At 67.2% G+C, this 20852-nt stretch carries 16 protein-coding genes and 3 pseudogenes; 14 read left to right on the forward strand and 5 right to left on the reverse strand.

From position 1 onward, the window contains the following. Positions 1-17: 17 nt before the first annotated feature. Positions 18-1553, reverse strand: a complete 1536-nt coding sequence (locus G6N24_RS00265; RefSeq protein ID WP_085162167.1) for an LCP family protein — start codon at positions 1551-1553, stop codon at positions 18-20. 222 nt (positions 1554-1775) lie between these two features. Here G6N24_RS00265 and G6N24_RS00270 point away from each other — a divergent pair, with 222 nt between their 5' ends. The 3 genes and pseudogenes from G6N24_RS00270 to G6N24_RS00275 all read left to right on the forward strand — a co-directional run bounded on the left by G6N24_RS00270 (position 1776) and on the right by G6N24_RS00275 (position 3268). Beyond that, positions 1776-2462, forward strand: coding sequence for an LppP/LprE family lipoprotein (locus G6N24_RS00270; RefSeq protein WP_085162139.1), 687 nt, complete (start codon positions 1776-1778; stop codon positions 2460-2462). A gap of 71 nt (positions 2463-2533) precedes the next feature. Then, positions 2534-2605: pseudogene (locus G6N24_RS24040) on the forward strand (DUF2510 domain-containing protein); the annotation flags it as partial. Positions 2606-2713: 108 nt separating this feature from the next. After that, on the forward strand, positions 2714-3268 hold the full coding sequence (locus G6N24_RS00275; RefSeq protein WP_232070861.1) for a DUF2510 domain-containing protein: 555 nt from the start codon (positions 2714-2716) through the stop codon (positions 3266-3268). Between the two features lie 88 nt (positions 3269-3356). Here the strand turns inward: G6N24_RS00275 and G6N24_RS00280 are convergent, their stop codons facing one another. Further along, positions 3357-6503, reverse strand: coding sequence for a patatin-like protein (locus G6N24_RS00280; protein WP_085162138.1), 3147 nt, complete (start codon positions 6501-6503; stop codon positions 3357-3359). Positions 6504-6517: 14 nt separating this feature from the next. After that, a complete protein-coding gene (locus G6N24_RS00285; RefSeq protein WP_085162137.1) occupies positions 6518-8089 on the reverse strand; it encodes a DHA2 family efflux MFS transporter permease subunit in 1572 nt (523 codons plus the stop codon). Between the two features lie 154 nt (positions 8090-8243). On the opposite strand from G6N24_RS00285, the gene G6N24_RS00290 reads away from it, so the two are divergent. The 7 genes from G6N24_RS00290 (at position 8244) to G6N24_RS00320 (ending at position 17645) form a co-directional block, all read left to right on the forward strand. Next, a complete protein-coding gene (locus G6N24_RS00290; RefSeq protein ID WP_085162165.1) occupies positions 8244-8609 on the forward strand; it encodes a cupin domain-containing protein in 366 nt (121 codons plus the stop codon). Positions 8610-8638: 29 nt separating this feature from the next. Next, positions 8639-10267, forward strand: coding sequence for a thiamine pyrophosphate-binding protein (locus G6N24_RS00295; RefSeq protein ID WP_085162164.1), 1629 nt, complete (start codon positions 8639-8641; stop codon positions 10265-10267). Between the two features lie 98 nt (positions 10268-10365). Further along, positions 10366-11376 carry a 4-hyroxy-2-oxovalerate aldolase gene (locus G6N24_RS00300; RefSeq protein WP_085162136.1) on the forward strand — a complete coding sequence of 337 codons (1011 nt, stop codon included), beginning with the start codon at positions 10366-10368 and terminating at the stop codon, positions 11374-11376. Positions 11377-11593: 217 nt separating this feature from the next. After that, positions 11594-12628 carry an NAD-dependent epimerase/dehydratase family protein gene (locus G6N24_RS00305; RefSeq protein WP_179963483.1) on the forward strand — a complete coding sequence of 345 codons (1035 nt, stop codon included), beginning with the start codon at positions 11594-11596 and terminating at the stop codon, positions 12626-12628. Between the two features lie 35 nt (positions 12629-12663). Next, positions 12664-13539: an alpha/beta fold hydrolase gene (locus G6N24_RS00310; RefSeq protein WP_179963484.1), complete on the forward strand. Its 876-nt coding sequence runs from the start codon at positions 12664-12666 to the stop codon at positions 13537-13539. A 133-nt stretch (positions 13540-13672) separates the two neighbouring features. Continuing rightward, positions 13673-15484, forward strand: a complete 1812-nt coding sequence (locus G6N24_RS00315) for a serine/threonine protein kinase PknE (protein WP_085162135.1) — start codon at positions 13673-13675, stop codon at positions 15482-15484. Positions 15485-15848: 364 nt separating this feature from the next. Next, positions 15849-17645 carry a PE domain-containing protein gene (locus tag G6N24_RS00320; RefSeq protein WP_085162133.1) on the forward strand — a complete coding sequence of 599 codons (1797 nt, stop codon included), beginning with the start codon at positions 15849-15851 and terminating at the stop codon, positions 17643-17645. Positions 17646-17650: 5 nt separating this feature from the next. Here the strand turns inward: G6N24_RS00320 and G6N24_RS00325 are convergent, their stop codons facing one another. Both G6N24_RS00325 and G6N24_RS00330 read right to left on the reverse strand, forming a co-directional pair. After that, positions 17651-18052, reverse strand: coding sequence for a hypothetical protein (locus tag G6N24_RS00325; protein WP_085162132.1), 402 nt, complete (start codon positions 18050-18052; stop codon positions 17651-17653). Then, positions 18049-18669: pseudogene (locus G6N24_RS00330) on the reverse strand (nucleotidyltransferase domain-containing protein). Before G6N24_RS00330 ends, G6N24_RS00325 begins: the two are co-directional and overlap by 4 nt. A gap of 37 nt (positions 18670-18706) precedes the next feature. Between G6N24_RS00330 and G6N24_RS00335 the strand changes: the two are divergent. The 4 genes and pseudogenes from G6N24_RS00335 to G6N24_RS24045 all read left to right on the forward strand — a co-directional run. Next, complete coding sequence (locus tag G6N24_RS00335; RefSeq protein ID WP_139822537.1) at positions 18707-18946, forward strand: hypothetical protein; 240 nt, start codon at positions 18707-18709, stop codon at positions 18944-18946. A 232-nt stretch (positions 18947-19178) separates the two neighbouring features. Next, on the forward strand, positions 19179-19496 hold the full coding sequence (locus G6N24_RS00340; RefSeq protein ID WP_085162131.1) for a hypothetical protein: 318 nt from the start codon (positions 19179-19181) through the stop codon (positions 19494-19496). A 3-nt stretch (positions 19497-19499) separates the two neighbouring features. Next, on the forward strand, positions 19500-19874 hold the full coding sequence (locus tag G6N24_RS00345; protein WP_085162130.1) for a type II toxin-antitoxin system PemK/MazF family toxin: 375 nt from the start codon (positions 19500-19502) through the stop codon (positions 19872-19874). 405 nt (positions 19875-20279) lie between these two features. Continuing rightward, positions 20280-20717 (forward strand): annotated as a pseudogene (locus tag G6N24_RS24045) (site-specific integrase); the annotation flags it as partial. Between the last annotated feature and the right edge of the window lie 135 nt (positions 20718-20852).

Here is a 20852-nt window from a genome sequence, read left to right on the forward strand (position 1 = left end):
CCAACCCCGTGCGCCCCCTAGTTAACGCAGGGCACCCCGCCGCCGTCGATGGGCTTGCCTTGATCGGGCGTCGGGTAGGTGGTGGTGGTGCCGTTGTAGTAATACGTGTTGGGCGTGGTCGGCGTCGTGGTGGTCGTGGTCTCGTCGGGCACCGGTAACGAGTAGTCGGTATCCACCGTCACCCGAATGTGCCCGGGCTCGACGTTGGGATTCGGTTGGGCGGGGGCGTCGATGCCCAGCAGGGTGGCCACATTGCGCGCGTCGGTTTCCGCGCCGGCACCGTACTCGATAGTGGTCGCGGAGGGCTCGCCGGAGTTACGGTCGCGGACCTGACCCGCGGTGTAGCCGTATTTTCTCAGTGCGCTGGACACCTGGCTGGCCAGTCCGCTGAGGCTGCCGGAATTGACCACGTCGACGACCGTGTGCGGGTTGGGTTTGGCGGGCGTGGTCGTGGTGGTAGTCGGCGGCGCGGAGCCGATGGCCGCCGCCACCTCGGCCTTGATCGCGGCCGGATCGATGATGTTGACGTCCTGGCCGTCGATGGTGTCGTACCGCACCACGGGCAGCGTCCGGAACTCCACGTTGCCGCCGGCGAGGTCACCCATCCGGCGGAACAGGTCCTCGTCCCAACCGGCCGACAGCACGACATCCTTGCGCGCGACGGCTATCAGGCTCTTGAGCTTGTCCAGGTTGGTGAAGGTGCCCGAATCGTGAAGTTCGCCCATGACCGAAGACAGGAATGCCTGCTGGCGGTGGGTACGGTCCAGGTCCCCGTTGTCCAGGCCGTGACGCTGCCGGACAAACGCCAGCGCCTGTGAAGCATTGAGCCGCTGGCGCCCGGCCGGGAAGTCGGCGCCGGAATACGAGTCGTAGACGGCATGGTTCAGGCACACCTCGACGCCGCCCAGGGTTTGGGCCAGGTCGTAGAAACCGGCGAGATTGATCTCGGCGAAATAATCGATCGGAACGCCGGTCAGGCTTCGCACCGCGCGCAGGGTCGCCGCCCGGGCGGCTTCGCGTCCCTTCGTCTCCAGTTCTTTGCGGTCGCTGACTCCCTGGTTGGCAAGCTTGTCGGCCACGTACTGCTTGGTGAGCCCGTAAGCCTCTTTGATCTTGATGTGGCTGTAGCCCGGAACGCCGGTGAAGGGCACCCAGTCGTCGCGCGGGATCGAAAAGGCGACAACTTTGCCGTCGGCGCCGACGTGCACGAGTATCAGGGTGTTGGTGTTGTAGCCGCCGTCATCGGAATCGCCGGCGTGCAACTGCCGCAAGATCGACCACGGCAGATCGTTGCCCTCTTGGTCTTTGCGGGAGTCCAGCCCGATCAGCAAGATGTTTATGTTGTTGCCGCTGGATCGCGGATCCTCGGGCGTCAACGCCTGCGAAATCGTTATGCCACCCAGCGCGCCGTGAGCCACGTAATATCCCGCTCCGGTCATCAACACCGCGACCACGGACACCAGCGCCATGAAGCCGCGCGTCAACCCTTTGCGGATCCGCGACGGCTGGCGAACAGCCCGATGGCGATGACGGCTACCGCCCGAACCCGGCATCACAATCCTCGGCAGTCCAAAGCGCACCACGCGGCACCGAGCCAGCGGTTTGCGGTGATGTCGCTTGCTGCATGACGTCAAGTATGCGGTAGCTTGCAGCAAAGCCCCCAATCGAGATGGCCCCGAAAGGGCCTCGAAAGCGCAAAATGTGGGCAGGCTCACCCGGGTGGCGGCGCCGGTTCCGCTCGGGCCGAAGCCTCAGGAGGGACCCCGGGAGGACGAGTGTCTGGCGAGATCGACCCCGACTGGCCTCCGCCTGCCTACGAGCCGTCCGACCACGTCGACCGGACCCCCCCGCGGGAAGGCCTGCAGCGGCGCACCGTCTGGTCGGTGGCCGCGCTGGCGGGACTGGTCTGCATCGGTGCGGTGGCGCTCATCGCGTTCACGGGCATGACCCGGACCTTCGGCCCGGCCGGGCCGCGTGCGAACCCCGCACCTTCGACGCCGGCCGCTTCGACGCCGGTCACCGATTCCCCCACCGCCAAACCGCCGGTGGGCCCATGCGGGCCCGACCAGGCAACCGCGGTGAGCGCCGCGCTCGCCCAGCTTCCCCCCGAGAAGAAGACCGGTAAGCCGTGGGATAGCGCGCCGGAGGACAGCAACTACGACCCCTGCGCCGATTTGTCCGCGGTGGTGGTGACGGTGCAAGGCGCCACCGCGAGCGCACCCGACCAGGCGCTGATGTTTCATCGGGGAGAATTCGTCGGGACCGCGACGCCGAAGGCCTACCCGTTCACCAAGCTGGAAAATCCGGCGTCCACCGACGACATCGTGGTGCTCACCTATCGGACCGATCAAAGCTGTGACGCTTGCGAAGACGGCACCCTGACGGTCGTTGGCTACGAATGGCAAGGCGACCACGTGCTGATGCTCGATGAGCCGCCGGAACTGCCCGATTCGCCGCCGTAGTCCCGGAGCCGCCGCGCGTTCTCACCCGTCGAAGACTGACCTTGAAGACCGACCTGGAATGGAGCATTACCGTGGCGACTTCGCCGCCGCCGGCGGGATGGTATCTCGATCCCGACGGTTCCGGGGGGCAACGATATTGGGACTCCGAACGCTGGACCACGCATCGTCGGCCGGGCCCCTCGACGTCAGGATCGCGGTTCGCCGCTGTCCGGCGGCTCTGGTCGAGGATGCCGGTGGCTCTAGGGCTTGCCGTGGGTATCGCGTTGGTGCTTACGCTGATCGCCATCGGGTTGTATGGCTTCAGCGGGCCGGTGCGAGACGACTGGGCGCGGCTGCCGAGTCGACTGAGCTGCCGGATGCAGGACGGGCCCAAGCCGCCCGCGAACATCACCGTGTCCTCGGTCGCCGTGTCGCATCCCCGAGACAGCGTCTTGCGACTTTTGGTGCGATTCGCCGGACCGCTGCCGCCGTCACCAACGGGCTCGCCCACGTCTGGCTTCGTCGGCTATCAACTGAACTACAGCATCGCCAACAACGGCAAGACGTTCGCTGAACTGGGCCCGCAGCAGGACACCGACGAGCTTGCCATCAGAAGCGTCGCGGCGGGCAATGCCGCCGAGGCGAACATGCGGTCGGACAGGGACACGCACGCCCGCAGGACCGCGGCTGACACCATGGAGATCTACCTCGATCTCAAGCGATTGGGGGTCAACGATCAGTCGGTTGTTCCCAAGCTCACGTTGGCGACTCAGTTCAACACGCCGTCCATCGTCACGATGAGGTACGCGACGCAAATCTGTCGCTAACCATTTTCGCCGAGAAGACGCATAAGCCCCCGCCACGCCGTGCGTGCCGGGGCTTATGCGTCTTCTCGGCGAGGCCGCCGAGGCGTTGTCACTTACGCCGCGGCCTGGCGGCCGCGATCAGGGCGACGGCTAGGGCGATCGCCGCGACCACGATCAGGGGGTGCCACCACTGCGCGCCCAGCCAGTAGGCGTGCGTGCCGACCAGGCCGGGGTCCTTCTCGGTGCCGAACAGCGATGCGCGCACCACGGGCGCTGCCAGCGAAAGCGCCGCCGCGACAAGGGTCGTCGACAGCAGCGCGAAAAGCAGCCGGCTCGAAAGTTGCCAGGTTCCCAAGACGATGAGATAACCACCGACCGCGGCCACGATCAGGCCCCCGGCTCCGAACGATGTCGCCGATCCCATCGCGGCGGCCGCGCCCAGAACGAGCAGCACGGCGCCGGCGATGATGGTGAACCTGGCGATGCCCTTGGTCAAGGACACCACTCGATATCCGCCCAGCGCCAGGGTCCGCAAGGTCATCAGCGGCGGCTTGATGACGCCGGGCAGCTCGCGAACCGAACCGGCCGCTCCGGATGCCGTCGCGGCGGCCTTGGTGATGGTATGCGCCATCAGCGGCGAACCCCTGTCGCTGACGAACGTCTCGCGCGCGACCGGATTCTCGTTCAGCAGGCCGTATTTGGCCTCACCCGGGCTTGCGGCCAGCACCTTCCTGGCCCATGTGAGCGAGCTAGCCGGGCTCCAGTCCGGCCTTTTCCCCGGCTGCGGGTTGATCACCGTGTCGGCCAGCCCGTCCAATTCCTCGTCGAGGACCAGCTGCTGCCAGGCCTGCGCCAACCACAGCGACGTCCGCGGAATGCTGGGCGGCATCGGCTTGGCCGGGTCGTCCAGGAAGCCGAGCTCGTCGAGCAGCATGTCCTCGGTCAGGTACTGGACCGACTCGCCGCCGGCGGCCGACACTGGGAAGCCGGAACTCGGAAAGTCAGGCGCCCCAAGCGCTTTGAGCTTGTCAAGGAACCATTGGGCCCCGCTCCCGGGCTCGTCGGTGCCGCGCTTGTCCGCGCGCGTCGCGACGATCCACCGCACCCGACGCGGGTCCAGCAGCACGTGGACGAGCCAACCCGCCCCGTCGAGCCGGCCCCACATCCAGTCGTTGGCTCGCCATGACCGCTTGTAGAACGCACCGAAATGGTGGAACTGCATGCCGGTGAGCTTCTGCTGGGCCGTCCGCCAGTCGGGGGAGAGCAGGCTGCGCGTATCGGCGCTCACCTGCACGAGCTCGAGGGACTGCTCGATGTCGGCCTCGGCGGGAAGCATCGCGCGCTGCGCCGTGGCCAGGTCGAACAGCTTCGTCGCCACGGCCTGTGGGTGGTCCCCGGGCCCCAGGTAGTCGAGATAGGTCGCCAGCTGGACGGCCGCGGCCCGATCCTGCGCAAGCAGCGGATCCCGCTGGGCGCCGGGCGCCGGTGCTGCGCCGGCGGCAAGTCGCGTCAAGGTGCCGAAGCCGTTCACCAGGGCGCCGCCAAGCCTGTCCCAGGCTTGCTCGGGCGCCTCGGCCTGTTGGAGATAGTCCGCAGCGAGCATGGCGGCGGCGTTCGCCAGCGACCGTTGGCGGACAACCGAATTGGTGCACACCGTGCGAACGAGCTCGCCGAGATCCTCTGGTGCGGGCGGTTCGCAGGCCTGGTGGATTTCTTTGGTGAGCTCGGCCAGGGCGGCGATATCGGCGTCGGACTTCGCGAGCTGGTATCCCGCCTGGGCGACGGCGAGCGCACATCCCTTTGCGAGGTCGTACGCGGGCTGGCCATACCGAGCAAAGTCGGCCGGCCCGTCGGGCAGCGCCCGGTCGGGCGGTTGCGACCAACGACGCAGGATCGATTCGGTGATCTGCCGCCGGCACACCTTCTCGGCGTCGCCGCCCACGGCCAGCTCGGACTCCCAGTTGGCGGGGATGCTTTCGGTTGCCGGGCCGGACGCCGGCGGCCAGGTGCTGAGCTGGCGCAGCAGCGCGCCGGTGAGGGCTTGAGCCTGTTTGGTCGCCTCGCGGGTCCGGTAATCCGACAGCAGGGACGTGGTGAGCAACCGCGCGCCGTCGGGCAGCGCGGCCGCCAGCTCGGCGAGCCGCAGTTTGGTATCGGTACGCGCTTCCATGCGGTCCTGATGGGTCCGGATTGCGCGCAGGTCGGTCGCGATCGACTGGGTCGTGATCGCGGAGAGGTCTTTGAGAAGCGCGTCGAGAAGTCCGAGCGGCTCGTCGGCGTCGTCCAGCGGGACCTCTTGCACCAGGTCGGGTTCGGGCCCGGAGGACGGCACGACGAACAGCAGCACCCGGCGAACCGGCCGACGGGCCCGACGATCGAAGATGCGCTTGAGCAGCACGTCGATCGGCCGGTTGTCGAGCAGGCCGCCGTCGGCGACCCAGTGTGGCCGAGTGATGTTGGCAAAGGGCGCCATTGGGGGCCGAGCCGGCACGCCCCCCTTTCTTGCGGTTCCCTTCGCGAACGGCACGAAGGCAGGCTCGAACGCCAGGGGAAACGACGCGGAACTGCGTGCGGCCAAGGCCAACGCACCGGCGGTGCCCTTCTTGGCGAGGTCATTCTCGGTGAACGTGAACAGGCCGCGCCGCTCGACGTCCTGCACCAGCGTGCCGAACGAGTCGGTGAACCTGCTTGTCTCTCCGTTCAGCAGAGTCGTCGTGATGTACAGCGTCGTGGATGGGGTGCGCGCACCGCCCGGAAACGCCGCGGGCGGAAACGGCCCGGTCGAGAGTTTGGGAAGCTGCTGCGCCAGCGCGGCGAACATGCGCTCGTCGCCGTAGAGCAGGGACGGCGTGCTCTTGTCCGCCGGGTCTCGCAGCAGGTCGGTCAGGGCGCCGAGGTCCAGCCAGAGGTCACGCAACCCGCCGAGGTCAGACCCGGTGACCCGGGAGGACGCGAGCAGGGCCGCGTTGATGCCGCCCGCGCTGGTGCCGGACAAGACGTCGACGTCCACGACCACGTCGAGCAGGTCGATGAGTTGGGCGTAGAGCCGCAGGGACGCGACCGATACCTTGCTGAGTTGGCTGCGGCCCGGGAACGTTCCGCCCACCCTGCGCCACTGCGACGCCTGCGCGAGCAGGTTGATCTCCCGCGTGACCCCGGCCATCCAGATCGCGAGGCTGACACCGCCGGTCATGGTCGTGGCGAGCCGGAGCTCCTGCGTCAACTCCGTCACGGGTGAAGGCGTGTCGAATGCCATGGCGCCCCCTCGATTTAGCGGGGTCCGCCACGCGGGTGGGCCCTCGGCCTACCTTGCCACGCTCGACCCGCGGCTGGTGGCGCGGCCCGGTTCGGCAGGAACCACGCGGGGATCGCCGTCGCCGCGACCACGATCATGGACACCACGAAAACCCCGGCGTAGGCCCGTGACGCCGCCTCCTCCCGGATCGAATCCGCTCGTTTTGCCGCGGTGATGGTGGCATTGGCATTGAATCGGCTGGTGACTATCACCGACATCAGCGCGGCGCCGACGGACGCGGCAGTGTTGTGGTTGACATTGAATAACGTTGAGCCGTGCGCGACTTCGCTTGAATCGAGCGTGTGTATTGCCGCCCAGGTGACCGGAGTCATCAAGCCGCCGGTGCCGACGCCGAACATCGCCAGCCCGGCCAACAGCACCAAGAGGTCGACGTGCTCTCGACTCATGCCGTAGACAAACACGGCCAGGCCCATGGCGGTCAACGCCGTCCCGATCAGCGCGGCGCGGCGCGGTCCCCGCCTTTCCATCAGCCGTCCCACAATCGGGATAGCCACAGCGGCGCTTGCGGTTTGCGGAACCAGAAACAGCCCAGACTCCAACGGCGTCTTGCCGAGCACCTGCTGAAAGTACGCGGGAAACAACAGGAGGCTGCCGAAAAAGGCCACGGCGAACAGGAATCTGGTCGCGTTGGCCGCCGCGACCGCCCGATGCTCGAGCAGATGCAAGTCGATTAGCGCACGATCGGTCCAACGCAGGGCATGGATTACGAAGGCGCCGATCAGAACCGTACCGGCGGCCACTGGAACCCAGACAAACGGGTCGGCGATCGTGCCGCGTGCCGGTAGCAGTGACACGCCATAGAGCAACAGCACCAGCCCGGGCGACAGCAGGAGCATGCTGATGACGTCCAACGACTCCGTAGGCAATGGAACATCTTGGGGGAGAACGAATCCCGCCAACACCATGGTGAGCAGTCCGATTGGGATGTTGATCAGGAAGATCCATTGCCAGCCGAACGAGTCGATCAACCAGCCGCCCAGTATGGGTCCACACATCGGGGCCATGAGAATGGGGACCATGCTGAGGGTCAGCACCCGGCCCAATCGTTGCGGACCGGCGGCGCGAGCCAGGATGATCAGCTGCAGCGGCGTGAGCATTCCGCCGCCAAGGCCTTGCAATGCCCGAAATGCCACCAGCAGCGCAATATTCGACGCCAGTGCGCACAGCAACGATCCCAACGAGAACAGCAGCACCGAACCCAGAACGAGCCGCTTGGTCCCCGACCGATTGGCGGCCCAGCCGGTGAGCGGGATCACCGCCGCCAGCGACAACGTGTAGGCCGTCTGTGTCCACGCGACGACCGCCTGCGTCGTAGAGAAGTCGGCGATGAAGGTCCGCTGCGCCACGTTGACGACCGTGGTGTCCATGGTGACCATCACTGGCAGCAGCACACACGTCACGGCGGTCAGCACCAGCCGGGAGTCCCGACTTGCGGGATAGGCGCTGCCCGGCCGCGATTCGGCCGCGGCCTCTGTGCTGGCTTCAACCTGTGGCTCGCGCGGCAGCCGACTCGCCCGGCGGCGCATCGTGTCAATCTATCCGCCGACATCGCGGTCCGCCACCGTCACCGCGACCAGCGCGACCGCCGCTCCAAGGATCCGTCAAGAATCCGGCAAGGGCGTGGACGGACCCTTTCCCACATCCCGCCACGAAGGCCGCAAATCGGAGAAGGGCACGCGTATGTTCGTAAGCAACGCCAGGGATGCTGAGCCGTTCCTGGCGGCGGACCTGTCCGAGATCCGGCTCCTGGTGGACCGGACGAATGTGGGCATCGCCTCGGTCAGCCTGGCCCATGCGACCGTGGCGGCCGGTGCGGAGACCGTATGGCATCGCTTGGAAGACACCGACGAGATTTACTTCGTTCTGTCGGGACGCGGGCTTCTCTCGGTGGGGGACGAGTCCCGGGAGGTCGGGCCCGGCGACACGGTCTGGATACCGGCCGGTGTCCCGCAGAAAATCCGCAACCTCGGCCCAGATCCCTTGGCGTTCTTGTGCGCCTGCGGTCCGGCGTACGTGCCGCAACGTGATCGGCGGGTGGCGCCGTGACCACCCTTGGAGACCATCTCGTCACCAGGATGCGCGAGGCGGGCATCTCCGTCCTTTGCGGACTGCCGACGACCCGGCTGGACTCGCTGCTGGTGCGCGTGTCCCAGGACCCCGGATTCCGGATCGTGCTGGCACGGCACGAGGGCGGCGCCGGCTACCTCGCCGACGGGTTCGCCCGCGCGTGCGGCAGGCCGGCGGCCGTCTTCGCGGCGGGACCCGGGGCGACCAATGTGATCAGCGCCGTGGCGAACGCGTCGGTCAATCACGTCCCGATGCTCGTCCTGACGGGGGAGGTGTCCGTCGGCGAATTCGGCCTGCATTCGCAGCAGGATACGAGCCAAGACGGGCTCGGTCTGGGCGCGACGTTCCGCCGCTTGTGCCGTTGTTCGGTGTCGATCGAATCGGTCGCCAACGCGCGGACCAAGATCGACCGTGCGTTCCGCGCCTTGGCAGGCGTCCCCCGCGGACCGGTGCACATCGCCCTGCCGCGCGACCTGGTGGACGAGGCGTTGCCGGCCCACCAGCTTCCGACGTCGATGGCCGGCCCCGGGGCCGGGGGAATCCTCGCGCCGCGCGGCCCCGAGATCGCCGCAGAGGTGATCGGCCGGGTGGACCGATCCGTTGCCCCCATGCTGCTGCTGGGCAATGGCTGCCGGTTGGACGGCATCCACGAGGAGATCGTCGCGTTTTGCGAACGTGCGGGACTTCCGTTTGCGACGACGCCGAACGGGCGGGGGATCGTCCCGGAAACGCATCCGCTGTCCCTCGGCGTGCTTGGCCTGTTTGGCGACGGCAGGGCCGAGGAGTACCTCTTCGATGCGCCGTGCGACCTGCTGATCGCGGTCGGTGTCGCGTTCGACGGCCTGGTCACCCGCTCGTTTTCACCCCGATGGGGCGGACTGAGAGCCGACGTCGTCCACGTGGATCCCGACCCGTCGGCGTTCGGCCGATTCGTCGCCACGTCGCTGGGGATCACCATGTCCGGCCGTGCGTTCGTGGAGTCCCTGCGCTCCGGGCGCCCGCCGCGGCCGTCCCGGCGCGCCGCCCTGCCGCCGGCGGCGCCCGCCGTGTCGTCCGGGATCCCGGAAACCCCAGGGGAATTCATCCATCCGCTGGAGGTCATGCGCGAATTGGACTCGAAGCTGGCACCGGACGCCACCGTCTGCGCGGACGTGGGGACCTGCATCTATTGGGCCTTTCGAGGAATACCGGTGCGCCGGCCCGGCGGATTCTTTGCCACCATTGACTTTTCGCCCATGGGATGCGGCATCGCCGGCGCCCTCGGCGTGGCCCTGGCCCGGCCCGACGAGCGGGTCGTCTGCATCGCCGGCGACGGCGCGTTCCTGATGCACGGCACGGAGATTTCCACCGCGGTCGCGCAGGGGATCCGCGCGACCTGGGTCATCCTGAACGACGGCCAAATGACCGCCAGCACCGGTCCGATCGCCGGGCGGATGGATCCGGCAACGGTCGCCCGCATCGGTGCGAACGACCTGGCGGCGATGGCCCGCGCTCTTGGGGCGGAAGGGATCCGGGTCGACAAGCGCTCCGAGCTTCGCGCCTCGGTGGCGAAGGCATTGGCCGCGACCGGCCCCTGCGTGCTGGATGTCGCGATCGACCCGGAATTCAACAAACCCGATATCGGCGTGGGCAAGTAGCGCCCTGTCCGGTCGCTCCAAGAATCCACCAAGGATCCGGCAAGGGCGCGGCCGGACCGTATAGCAGGCAACAACCGACTCGATAGACGGGGACACAGATGCTCACCACCGCGACCACGAGAGAACCGGTCATCCTCGACACCACCATCCGCGACGGCAGTTACGCGGTGAACTTCGGCTACGACGACGATGACCTCCGCAAGATCATCGGGGACCTCGACGGGGCGGGCATTCCCTACGTCGAAATCGGACACGGCGTCACCATCGGCGCCACCGCGGCGCAGGGCCGGGCGGCCCGGACGGACGAGGAGTATTTCCGCGCCGCCCGCGCGACAGTTCGCAAAGCGAAGCTCGGCGCGGTGATCGTGCCGGCGTTGGCGCCGATCGAGTCGGTGGACGTGGCCGCGGACTATCTGGACTTTCTCCGCATGTGTGTGATCGCCACCGAGTTCGAGAAGGCGGTGCCCTTCGTCGAGCGCGCGCGGTCCCGCGGGCTCGAGGTTTCGATTCAGCTGGTCAAGTCCCACCTGTTCGAGCCGGATGTGCTGGCCCGCGCCGCCAAGCAGGCCCGCGAGCTCGGGGTTCGGATCGTCTACGTGGTCGACACGACGGGAACCTTCCTGCCCGAGGACGTCCGGCGCTACGTCGAGGCCCTCCGCGACGTCGGCGACATCACCGTCGGTTACCACGGGCACAACAACCTCGGCATGGCCGTCGCCAACACGCTGGAGGCGTTCGAGGCGGGCGCCGATTTCCTGGACGCAACCCTGATGGGCTTCGGCCGCGGGGCGGGGAACTGCCAGACGGAGAGTCTCATCGCCGCGCTGCAGCGGCGCGGCCACCTGGCCGGCGTAGACCTGGATCGGATTCTCGACGCGGCGCGGTCGAACATGCTGGGGCGGGTCCCCGAGTCCTACGGCATCGACCCGTGGGAGATCGCGTTCGGATTCCACGGCCTCGACTCGTTGCAACTCGATCGCATCCGCGCCGCGGCGGAAAAGGCCAGCCTTTCCGTGTCCCGCGTGATCCGGGCGATCGCGAAAAATGTCGCGGGGCCGTGGCTTTCCCCTGAGGACATCGATCGGGTGGTCGGCGGCATGCGGGCCTGAAGGCCCCGTCCTGAGCTGTTCCAAGAATTCGCCAAGGATCCGGGGATGGCGGGGGCACACCATTTACGGCATACACCAACGGGTTCGAGTAAAGGGGACGCACGTGCTGTTCGACATCGGCACCACCGAAGCACACCTGGCCACCATGAGGGCCCGCTCCGGCATGCGATCCACGCCGCTGTTCTCGCACCCGGCGACGGCCGCCGCCGACGGCGGCATGCGCGCGCTGGTAACCGGCAGCTCCGGTCACCTCGGGGAGGCGCTGGTGCGCACCCTGCGCCTGGGTGGCGCCGACGTCGTCGGCCTCGACAGCCGGCCCTCGCCTCACACGAATATCATTGGTTCCGTTAGTGATCCAGAGCTGATGCGTGAGGTGATGGACGGTGTCGAGGTGGTCTTCCACATGGCCGCCCACCACAAGCCGCAGATAGCCTTCTTGCCCCCGCAGGCATTCCTCGACACCAACGTCGTCGGTACCCAGACCGTCCTGGATGCCGCCGTCGCCGCGAACGTGCGCGCCGTCGTGATGACGTCGTCGACAACGGTTTTCGGGGACGCGCTCATTCCGCCGCCGGGGCAGCCCGCCGCGTGGATCGACGAGTCGGTCACGCCCGTTCCCAAGAACATCTACGGCGTCACCAAAGCCAGCGCCGAGGACCTCTGCCAGTTGGCGCATCGCAACGCGAGCCTGGCCTGCGTCGTGCTGCGCGCCTCGCGATTTTTCGTCGAGGGCGACGATATGCCAGGCCTTTACGACGGGCGCAGCGAGGACAACATCAAGGCCAACGAGTACGCGTGCCGCCGGGTCGCGCTCGAGGACGTCGTCGACGCGCAGCTGAAGGCGGCGCGGCGAGCGCCCCATCTCGGGTTCGGGCGCTATCTCGTATCTGCCACCACACCGTTCACCCGCGAGGACATGGCGGAGCTGCGCACCGACGCGGCATCGGTGTACGCGCGCCGGGTGCCGCTGGCCGCGGCGGTGTGGAAGGAGCTGGGGTGGCGATTCCCCGACACCCTGGACCGCGTGTACGTCAACGCCCGGGCGCGGCGCGACCTCGGATGGCGTCCGCGGTTCGACCTGCACGCGATCGCCGCCCGGCTGGCGAGCGGGGAGTCGGTGCACACGCCGCTGTCGCGGCTGGTGGGTTCCAAGGAGTACGCCGACAGCTCCTATCACCTCGGCGTGTTTCACCCGGCCGGCGGCGACGTTCGGGTCCCGCAGCGCCGCGTCCATGCCGCTCTCGCCCACTGACGGAATCGCGAGCGTCCTAGGATTTTCTGATGCCGATGGCACCCGAACCGTTCACGACGCTCGGGCCGGGCGGCGTGCGCGTCGTCGCCGACCGTCTGGGCGATCCGCAATCCCGTGCCGTGGTGTTCTTGCACGGTGGCGGCCAGACCCGCCGCTCGTGGGGCCGGGCGGCCGCCGCCGTCGCCAAGCGTGGCTTTCAAGCCGTCACCATCGATCTGCGCGGCCACGGAGAGTCCGACTGGTCCAGTGACGGCGACTATCGCGTCGTCAGCTTCGCCGGCGACGTCCGGGAGGTGCTGCGCCAACTCCCCCCGCGTCCCGTGTTGGTGGGCGCCTCCCTGGGCGGATTCACCTCGATGCTGCTCGCGGGGGAGCTCTCCCCCGGTATTGCTAGCGCGGTCGTCCTCGTCGACATCGTGCCGAACATGGAGCAATCCGGGGCGAATCGGATCCACGCCTTCATGGCCGACCGGGTGGAATCGGGCTTCGACTCGCTCGAAGAGGTCGCCGACGCGATCGCGGAGTACAACCCGCATCGGCCCCGGCCCACCGATCTCGATGGCCTGACCACCAACCTGCGCCGTCGCGGCGATCGGTGGTACTGGCACTGGGATCCGCAGTTCATCAGCGGGACCGCGGCGTTTCCCCCGTTCGAGGTCACCGACCCCGATCGCATGCATGCGGCCGTTGCCGCGATCCTGCGTGGCGGCGTGCCGATACTCCTGGTCCGGGGCCAGATGAGTGACCTGGTCAGCCAGGAGCGCGCCGACGAGTTTCTCGCGCGGTTCCCGCAGGTCGAGTTCACCGATGTCCGCGGCGCGGGCCACATGGTTGCCGGCGATCGCAACGACGTCTTCGCCGGGGCGGTGCTGGATTTCCTGGCCCGCCATGTTTCCCGCGAGCAGACGTGAAAGCCCCCGAAAAACGGTGTTTTCGGGGGCTTTCACGTCTGCTCGCGGGACTGGCGGCCCCGCGATTGCCGTAACCATTAGCCTTATGCCTGGCCCACGGCGCAGGCGCGCTTGGCGGGGTGAGGAGTCGGCGATGGGTGACACCGCGGAGTCGCGGGAGGGTTCGAAGTTCGGGCCGTATCTGCTGCGTCGGCTGGTGGGACGCGGCGGCATGGGCGACGTCTACGAGGCCGAGGACACGGTGCGCGAGCGGATCGTCGCGCTGAAGCTGATGTCGCAGACGCTCTCCAACGATCCGGTGTTCCGTTCGCGTATGCAGCGGGAGGCCCGCACCGCGGGGCGGCTGCAGGAACCACACGTCGTGCCGATCCACGACTTCGGCGAGATCGACGGGCAGCTCTACGTGGACATGCGCCTGATCGACGGCACAGACCTGGCCGCCATGGTCGGCCGGTATGGGCCGCTGTCCCCGCCCCGCGCGGTGGCTATCGTGCGCCAGATCGGCTCGGCGCTCGACGCCGCGCACGCCGCGGGGGTGCTTCATCGCGACGTCAAGCCGGAGAACATTTTGGTCAGCGCCGATGACTTCGCTTATCTCGTCGATTTCGGGATCGCCAGCGCCACCTCGGACGAAAAGCTGACACAGTTCGGCACCACGGTGGGCACCGTCAAATACATGGCGCCGGAGCGGTTCAGCGAGGCCGAGGTCACCTATCGGGCCGACATCTACGCGTTGGCCTGCGTGTTGTACGAGTGCTTGACCGGGTCCCCGCCGTATGGCGGCGACCAGTTCAGCGTGATGGGCGCACACCTGAACTCGGCGATCCCGCGGCCCAGCGCCGCGCGACCGGGCATTCCGGTCGCCTTCGACGCCGTGATCGCCCGCGGCATGGCCAAGGATCCCGCGGACCGCTATGCCACCTGCGGTGATCTGTCGGCGGCCGCCTACGCGGCGCTGGCCACGCCCGATCAGGATCGCGCCACTGACATCTTGCAGCGCAGCCAGGTGGCGAAGCCGCCGGCCGCGCTTGCCGGCCAGCCGCCCGGCGGTTTTGCGTCGGTGCCGCCCGCGATGGCGACCCCTTCCCCGCCACACGGCCAAATATGGCCCGCGACGTCGGCTCCCGGGTCACCGGTCGCTGCCGGTGGACCGGTGCCCCAGCCGACGCCATGGACCGGCGCTCCCGTCTGGGGCGCGGCTGGCACCGGGGTACCGCCGTGGGGTCAGCCGCCGCCCATGGGCGTGTCCAAGCCGTGGCTGTGGGTGGGTGTCGCCGTCTTCGTCGTGGTCGCCGTCGTGGGCGGGCTGATCCTCGCCCTGGCCCACCCATGGCGATCGTCGACGCCGGCGAAGCCGACGACGCCACCGCCGCCGGCGGATGCGGTTGTGCTCCGGGTCCTCGATGACGGCGTGTATGTCGGCAGCTCGGCGGCTCCGACAACGATCGACATCTTCAACGAACCCATCTGCCCGCCGTGCGGCAGTTTCATCAGGTCGAATGCGGGCGATATCGACACCGCGGTGAACAACAAGAAGCTCGCGGTGCGCTATCACCTGCTCAATTTCCTCGACGACAGGTCGCACAGCAGGAATTACTCGACCCGCGCGGTGGCGGCCACGTATTGCGTTGCAGCGCAAAACGACCCGAAGTTATACGTCAACTTCTACTCCGGCCTGTTCGCCAGCAACTTCCAGCCGCAAGAGGGTGCCCCGGAAGATCGCACCGACGGCGAGCTGGCCCAGCTGGCCAAGACCGTCGGCGTCGACGCCAGCGTGATCAACTGCATCAAGTCGGGAGACGAGGTCGTCACCGCCAAGACGAAGGCCGCAAACGGTGACACGACGATGGCCGGGCTCAACGCCGGTGGCACGCCGTTCGTGTGGGACGGCAACAGCGCCGTCAACTACCAGGATCCGACCTGGCTCACCAAGCTGATCGGGTAGGGCCCCACTTTCTCGCCTTCGCGAGCTCCGACGGCGCGCCTTCGGCGCTGGTGCGCGACGTCATTCCGCGGTCGTCGCACGGGATTTCGACCATCTGAGGTTGCGCGAGCCGACCTATCGCAACACGGCCGCCTACGTTGTCTGGTTTTACCTGAGCCCGGACAGGCTCGCACCGACGTCGTCGCCCAGGTCGTTGGGATGCATCCCAGCTGGAATCGAATCGACGCCCAGCGCTTCGTGGGCGCCGCCGCGGAAAGGCTGCCCGGGGGAGCACTTAGCTGCTGGTTCCAATTTTTCGATATGCGCACCTTTTCCGGCGTTGCGCCCCATCATGGCTGGTACGCGATAGCACCAGGGGTGGTCGATGTCATTTGTGCTCGTGGCGCCGGACATCTTGGCGACGGCCTCGAAGGATTTGGCGCGGATCGGTTCGGCAGTGAGTGCCGGCAATCTGGCAGCAATCGTCCCGACGACTGAGGTGACGGCGGCGGCCGCCGACGAGGTGTCGGCGGCCATTGCGGCGCTGTTTGGCGCGCACGCCCAGGAGTATCAGGCGGCGGCGGCGCAGGCGGCGACGTATCACGAGCAGTTCGTGCGCACCATGAGCGCGGCGGCCGCATCGTACGCGGGTACCGAGGCCGCGATTGCCCAGGCGCTGTTGGTGACCCCGCTGAACGGCCCCGATCCGTTGGCCAGTCTCGCCGCGTCCGTTTCCGACGGGTTCCAGACGGTCGTCTACGGACCGGTCCACACGGCTGGCCAAGCATGGATCAGCAGCCCGCTCGGGGCAGCGCTCGACCCGATCATCAATGCGCCCACCAACGCGCTGTTCGGGCGTGATCTGATCGGCAACGGAGCCGCCGGCACGGCCGCGAGCCCCACCGGCGGTGCCGGCGGTTTCCTGTTCGGCGACGGCGGGGCCGGCTATGCCCCCACCGGGGGCGTGAGCGCCACGGCCGGCGGCAGGGGCGGAAACGCCGGGTTGATCGGCGACGGCGGTACCGGTGGCGCCGGGTTCGCCGGTGGGACCGGCGGCACGGGCGGCACCGGCGGCTGGCTGATGGGCAACGGCGGCATGGGCGGTGGCGGCGGTGTCGGCGGTCAAGCCGGTGCGGGCGGCCAAGCCTTGTTGTTCGGCAACGGCGGCCCCGGCGGGGCCGGCGCCCCGAGCGGTCGCGGCGGATTGTTCATCGGCGACCCCATCAACGTCGCCGCCTGGTTCGACCACCCCAGCGGCGGCAACCAGCAGTCGATCGTCATCGACTTCGTGCGGCACGGGCAGACGACCGCCAACGTGGCGGGCTTGATGGACACGGCAGTACCGGGAGCCAGTCTCACCGCGCTGGGCCAGCAACAGGCACAGGCCGTCGCCGGCGCACTCGCGCCGAACGGGCCGTATGCCGGGCTGTTCGACTCGCAGTTGGTCAGGACGCAGCAGACCGCCGCGCCGTTGGCTGCCCTGCTGGGGATGAACGCGCAGGCATTGCCGGGGCTCAACGAGATCAATGCCGGCATTTTCGAAGACTTTCCCCAGATAAGCCCCGCGGGTCTCTTATATCTAGTTGGCCCGATCGCGTGGACGGTCGGATTCCCGCTCGTGCCGATGCTGAACCCGGGCTCCAGCGACCTTAACGGCGTGGTTTTCGACCAGGCCTTCAACGGCGCGGTTCAGACGATGTATGACACCGCCATGGCGCACCCGGTGACGGCAGCGGACGGCAAGATCACCGTGGTCTCGTACTCAAGCGCGTTCACGATCGAGATCGGGACGCTGATGAACGTCAATAACCCCGACCCCTTACTCATGCTCACCCACCCGCTGCCCAACACCGGCAGTGTCGTGGTGGAGGGCGACCCCAAGGGTGGCTGGACGTTGGTCAGTTGGGACGGGATACCCGTCCCGCCGGCATCATTGCCGATCGAGCTATTCGTCGACGTGCGTAACCTCATCACGGCGCCGCAATTTGCCGCCTTCGACATCGGTACGTCCCTGTTCACCGGCGACCCGGCGACGATCGTGAACGCGATTCGAGACGGCATCGACGAGGTCGGCGCGGCGACGGTCCAATTCCCGTTCGCGGTCGCCGCAGATGTGGTGGACGCCGTGTGCGGCGCAAACCTGGCTGGCCTGGCGGCCGACCTGACCACCCTGCTCCCATGACCGAGTCATCCGTCTTCCCCGGACGCGGGCTTTGCGATGCGGCGCGCCGCCTCGACCAGTTGCGAGGCGGCGCGGCTCGCCTTCTTACGGGCGTCCGAACATACCGATTGGTGCGTACACGCGACTTTGGACTTCAGGTTCAAAAGCGCGCGTAGATGCCCGGCCACATCGGGCTGAGCCTTCGCTAGCAGGGCGATCGCCTCATTGTGGTTCTCGCCGGTCGCGTACTCGCCAAGCTTGGTGCCGCATATGACGTCCGCAGCCGCGATACGCGCATCGACGAAAAAATCAACCGCAGCATTTGGCGCATCGTCTTCGATCAACGTCGCGGCATCATGAAACTCTGTCGCCTTGCTCAGCTGGCCCGCCTTAAGCGCGCCAGAACTCTCCCTCGTGCGCCCAGTCATCGTGACCGTGCCCCGTTCGGCGTGGTTCGGAGCAGCCTAATCAGCCAGGCTCGTGACCCGGCCACGGTGAGCCCGTGATCGACCACATCTCGGATCATCGGCTCGGCGCTCGCCGCGCGTAGCTCGTCGATGGTGTACTCGACGACGCGCGCGTCGTTACCGTGCCACCCGGTAACCGTCGTGGCAAGCTCCCAACTTGGTCCGACCAGACGGCGTCGGAGGAGTCGTGGTTGCGGACGAGCAAGACGTCCACGTCGCCGTGCGGCGTCATGGTGCCCGTTGCCGCGGATCCGAACACTGCGGCGTACACCGGCGGCTCCTGCCAGCCTTCAAAGTGGTGCTCGAGTCGGGTGAAAAAAGTGTTTGTCAGCCTCGCTAGAGCCCGGATCGGCTCTGCTGCGAGATGTTTGGTGTTGAGGCGTTGCCCACCCGGTCGGCCAGGACTACCCCTTGAACCACCAGCCCGTGAGGACCTTCCGGATGCCTTCCTCTGAGATGTTGTTCACGATGCGATGAATCTGGCCGGTGGTGAAGGTGGCATCGTGCGTCGCCAGTACCGCCGGCACGTCGCCGTCGAGGGTCGGTGTGACCGTCGCCAAGGGCCGGTTCAACTGCATCAAATGACCTCTCGCTCCTGGGCGTAGCTTCACGCACATGACCAGTCATGCGTGCCCGCGCTGTGGGCTTGAGGCCCGGTGTTCGTATGGGAGTTGGGCGGATCGGCATCCGGTGGCCGCGCTGACGCTCGGGGTTCCGACGGTGTTGTTCGTGCTCGGCGCGATCGGCGCCTACCCGTGGGTGTTCATTCCGCTGATCGTGGGCGGTGCCGTGGCGTATGTGGTGGATCGGGAGCGGCGGCGCCGGCAAGCGTTGGCGGCTAGGGCTGACTGGTAGCATCGCGTGCTGACGGCCGCGGCTGTCGCCAGTCCGCAGCAGAGGCGGCGGCGCGGAGCCGATCACTGCTCGCCAACACAACCCATTCGGTGAGGAGGCCCGCCCGGGGCTCCCCGTGACAACACCGTGACGGCGTTAATTCCGCGTATTCAGCGAATGAGGCATACTGTGGTGTGCCCTGTACGTTTCGGTTCTGCGAACAAAACGCGCTCAAGCCGAGCGGAAAGCCGAAATGACCACTCTCAACGACCCACCAGTGGTGCGAGTCAACAAAAAGTCACAGCTCGTCGTCGAGGTCGGGCACCCGATGGAAGAGTTCGTGGTGCTCCAAGACGAGCACGGCGGTGTGCACCTGTTACCGCGGCACTTCTATGCCGAGATTCAGCAAGCGACACAAGAGATCGCTGGCGCAGTCGAGGACCGGCGAGCTTATCTGCGCAAACTCAAGGCCGAGATGCCCGAAGAGAAGAACGAGGGCGACCTATCCGGGTTAACGAATGAGGTACGCGGCTTCGGGTGGCTGCGACAGCTGGCAAATCGGCTCACCTAGCGGATGGCTAAACCACCAATAGTCAGGGGTGGCGTTTGCCTCGTTCCCGACGACATCTTGGTATTACTACCAAAGCAGCTCCGTAAAGTTCTTCACCGCCGACGCTATTTTGTAGTTCTCAGCGGCGATGAGACGAACGCTGACACCGGCTGGCCGCTTGTCTCAGGCTGCCCGATCTCCGGCCAGACAAGTTGGAAGACAAAGTTCGATATTGCGCTCGGTGCTGGAGAGGCCGGAGTCCAGAAAAAGTGCTGGGTGCGAGTGCCTGCCCTGCAATCCATCGAGAAGCAGCACCTCGAAGACTTCACCGGTCACCTCGACCCGGCGCGGCTAGAACAAATCGACGTGTCGCTGTTTTGGTATCTCGGACAAGTCTGACTGGTCCTGGGACCGGGCCGACCATGAACACCGCAAGCTGATGGCGGGGCGGTATTCCGTCCGCGGCTTTCTCCGGCGATGGCACCACGGCCGCGGGGAGCCGATCATAGGCCAAACCGCCGGATCGGAGGAAGACTGTGGATACCAAACCACCCCGGAGCTCAGCTCACGGGGTTGTTTTCTACGCTGCGACGAGGCGGTCGCTGGCTCGTCGACTAACCTGTGGCTACGGCCAAGGAACTACACCGAGTTGTCGAATCGGCTTGCTACTCGGTGTTGGCGCGGATCTTGGATGACGTGCGGGATCGGCGGCCGGCGGAGAACCCGGCGCGCGGCGTCAAACTGCCGGTACGTGCTAGGCGCAAGAATGTCCACCTGAGTGCGGACCAGCTCCACGCACTGGCGGTGGCGGCCGGGCGGTACCGGTCGCTGGTTCTGCTGCTTCGCACTGCCGGGCTGCGATGGGGTGAGGCTGCGGCGCTGCGGGTCAGGGATGTGGATTTCCTCAAGCGAAGGATTGTGCTACACGAGAACGCGGTCAGCGTGGGCAGCAAGGTCCATGTCGGCACCCTGAAGTCCGGGAAGCACCGCACGATCGCGCTGGCCAGGTTCGTCGTTGATGAGTTGGCCAAGACGTGTGCGGGCAAGGATCGTGATGAGCTGCTGTGGCCGGCACGGTCGGGTGGCTACCTGGGGCCACCGTCGTCGCACGACTCGTGGCTGTCCGGGGCGGTCGACCGCTGCCGGAAGGCAGACAAGGCGTTCCCGATGATCACAGCGCACGCGCTACCGCACACCGCGGCGTCCCTGGCAATCTCGTCGGGCGCCTATGTTCAGGTGGTTCAGCGGATGCTGGACCATGCGTCGGCGGCCATGACCTTGGACGTGTACGCGGATCTTTTGGACGATGACTCACTGCAGTTGCCGAGAAATTGGATGAAACTGTGGGCAAAATGTGGGCACGGCAGCCGAGCGAGG

Source organism: Mycobacterium lacus, assembly GCF_010731535.1.
Lineage (GTDB): Bacteria > Actinomycetota > Actinomycetes > Mycobacteriales > Mycobacteriaceae > Mycobacterium > Mycobacterium lacus.